The 2,687-nt window shown below is 70.7% G+C and carries 2 protein-coding genes and 1 pseudogene; all 3 read left to right on the forward strand.

Annotated features, from left to right (window positions below; all coding sequences use genetic code 11):
* Positions 1-259, forward strand: a pseudogene (locus J7E68_RS17550) (cyclase); the annotation flags it as partial.
* 161 nt (positions 260-420) lie between these two features.
* A complete protein-coding gene (locus J7E68_RS17555) occupies positions 421-654 on the forward strand; it encodes a hypothetical protein (RefSeq protein ID WP_215174763.1) in 234 nt (77 codons plus the stop codon).
* A 68-nt stretch (positions 655-722) separates the two neighbouring features.
* The coding region (locus tag J7E68_RS17560) for an AAA family ATPase (RefSeq protein WP_215174765.1) at positions 723-2,687 on the forward strand (1,965 nt) is incomplete at its 3' end.

The following is a 2,687-nucleotide window of genomic DNA, read 5'->3' on the forward strand; positions in this document are numbered from 1 at the left end:
CCCGGATGAGCGGGTGGCTTGGAAGAGCATCGCCGGCGACACCGAGCACGCCGGAGTGGTGACGTTCCACAAGCTCGAAGACCTCACGACCCGCGTGACCGTGCAGATCGACTGGGAGCCCGAGGGGCTTCTCGAGAAGGTCGGCTCGCTCGTGGGCGCCGGATCCCACGCGGTGAAGAAGGACCTGAAGAACTTCAAGGAGTTCATGGAGAAGCGCGGCGCCGAAACCGGCTCGTGGCGCGGTGACGTCGACGCCTGATCGACCAGAGAGACTCGGGGCCCGGGTCGGTGATGCCCCCATCGCCGCCCGGGCCTCGTCATGCCCCCCGGACGGGATCGACGCGGAAGATAGGGCATCCTCCCGATGTCGGCGGGCCACCTCAGAGCGGAGTGTAGGGACATCCCGACAGAGGAGATGTCATGTACGAGCACCCCTACTTCATCGACAAGGTCACCGAGTACGAGAACGAGCGGCTGGAGCGCGCGGCCGATCGCCGTCGTCTCCTGGCCGAGCACGCCGACCAGATCGTCCCCCGCGCGGCCGGACCGGTCAGACGCCTCGGACAGCGGGTGCTGCGCGCCATCACCGGGTCTCGCGCTGCCTCGGGATCTCGAGCGCCTTCGACGGGATGCGAGCCGGTGTCCGCGCGGTGACCCGGGCGCTGCCGTCCACGCCCGCGAAGAGCTCTCCGGATGTCGGAGGGCAGTGGCACGATGAGTCCATGGCCCCCTCCGCTCCCAGCGCCGCGATGGTCGGCCGCGAGGCCGAGCTCGGGATCGTGCGCGAGCTCTTCGGCCGGGCTGTCGCGGGAGTCCCGGCGGCCGTTCTCGTCGAGGGTGAGGCCGGCATCGGCAAGTCGCGACTGCTGCGCGAGTTCGGGGTCGAGATCGCGAACCGCGCCGACGTGCATGTGGGGTGGTGCCTCGACCTCGGGGCATCGCGCACGCCCTTCGGTCCTCTCACCGGCATCCTGCGCTCGATCGTCGCCCGCATGGGGGCCGACCGGGTGCGCGACGAGATCGGGGTGGGGGTCGAGGCACTGGGCATGCTTCTGCCCGAACTCAACCCCACCGAGCGCTCGCAGACCAGCCCCGATCGGCTGCGCGACGCGATCGCCTCCCTCATCGAGGCGGCCGCCGAGCACGCGCCGCAGGTGCTCGTCGTCGAAGACCTGCACTGGGCAGACGAATCGACTCTCGCGCTCCTGTCCTACCTGCTGCGCACCCTCGCCCACGGACGCATCCTCCTGCTGCTCACGTGCCGCACCGACGACGTCCGGCGCGGAGATGCCGTGAGCCGCTTCATCGGCGAATCGACCCGCGCGCGCGTTCTCGAACGCGTCCTGATCGGGCGGCTCGACAGCTCGGCGGTGCGAGAGCTCGTCGAGTCCCTCACCGGGCAGCCGCTCACGGACGCGGCTCTCGAGCGCATCCACGACCGGGCCGAAGGCGTGCCCTTCTTCGTCGAGGAGATCGCCGACTGCTCGGCGGGTCCTCTCCCGGGCAGCCTGCGCGATCTGCTCCTGGGGCGGTTCGACAGGCTCGGAGACGACGCGCGCAAGGTCGTCCGGGTGGTGTCCGGGGCCGAGCGCCCGCTCACGCATCCGCTCGTCACGACGCTCGCAGGACTCCCCGAGAGCCGTCTCGACGACGCGATCCGCGAGGCCACGCTCAGTGGCATCCTCGTCGTGGTCGACGACGACTACCGATTCCGGCATGCGCTGCTGCGCGAGGCCGTGCACGACGACCTGCTCCCCGGAGAGCGCGCGCGGCTGCACCGTGCCTACGCCGAGGCCCTGGAAGAGCCGACCGAAGGGGCCGACAGGCGCGACCCCGCAGCGCTCGCCTATCACTGGCAGCTCGCGCAAGACGACCGCCGAGCGCTCGCCGCAGCCGTCGACGCGATGTTCGACGCGAAGTCGCGGTTCGCGTTCGCCAGCGCGGCGCGATTCGGCGAGCTCGCCCTCGACCTGTGGATCCAGGTGCCCGACGCCGAGAGCGTCGTCGAGATCGAGCGCCTCGAGATGCTGCGCACTCTCGGTTCGGTGCTGCGCAATGCCGGCGACGGAGAGCGAGCGCTCGCCGTGGTCACCCTCGCCCTCGACGAGGTCGACCCCGCGGCCGTCGATCCTCGCCTGCATGCCCGGCTGCTGCGCGACAAGGCGTACTACACGATGAACCTCGGCCGTGCAGGGTCCATCCCCCTGCTGCAGGAGGCGCTCGGGATCCTCGACGCGAGGGTCGACGACGACCGCCTGCGCGCGTCGGTGCTCAACCAGCTCGCCAGCCGGTACATGATCGCCGGGCGGCTCGACGAGGCGATCGCCCTGGCGAGCGAGGCGGGGGAGCGCGCCGAGCGTGCAGGCTCTGACGACGAGGCGTCGATCGCCGCCAACGTCCGCGGCGGCGCACGTGCGCACCTCGGTGATCTCGACGCCGGGCACCGCGACTATGCGCTCGCGCTGAGGATGGCGAGGGGCACGAACGCCGAGATGCGGTATCGGGTCAACTACTCCGACCTGCTCGGACTGCTGGGGCGGTACCGCGATGCGATCCGGGTCGCCGAAGAAGGGCTGGCGCCCGCTCGTGCCTTCGGCGTCGAACGCACCACGGGTGCTCTGATGACGCAGAACATGGCGGTGCCGCTGCTCGAGATGGGCGAGATCGAACGGGTCGAGGGGATGCTG

This window comes from Microbacterium sp. ISL-103 (assembly GCF_018613995.1).
In the GTDB taxonomy this organism is placed as follows: domain Bacteria; phylum Actinomycetota; class Actinomycetes; order Actinomycetales; family Microbacteriaceae; genus Microbacterium.

Coding starts and splice junctions, on each gene's coding strand:
- J7E68_RS17555 (WP_215174763.1), top strand. CDS start 421: ATGTACGAGCACCCCTACTTCATCGACAAGGTCACCGAGTACGAGAAC.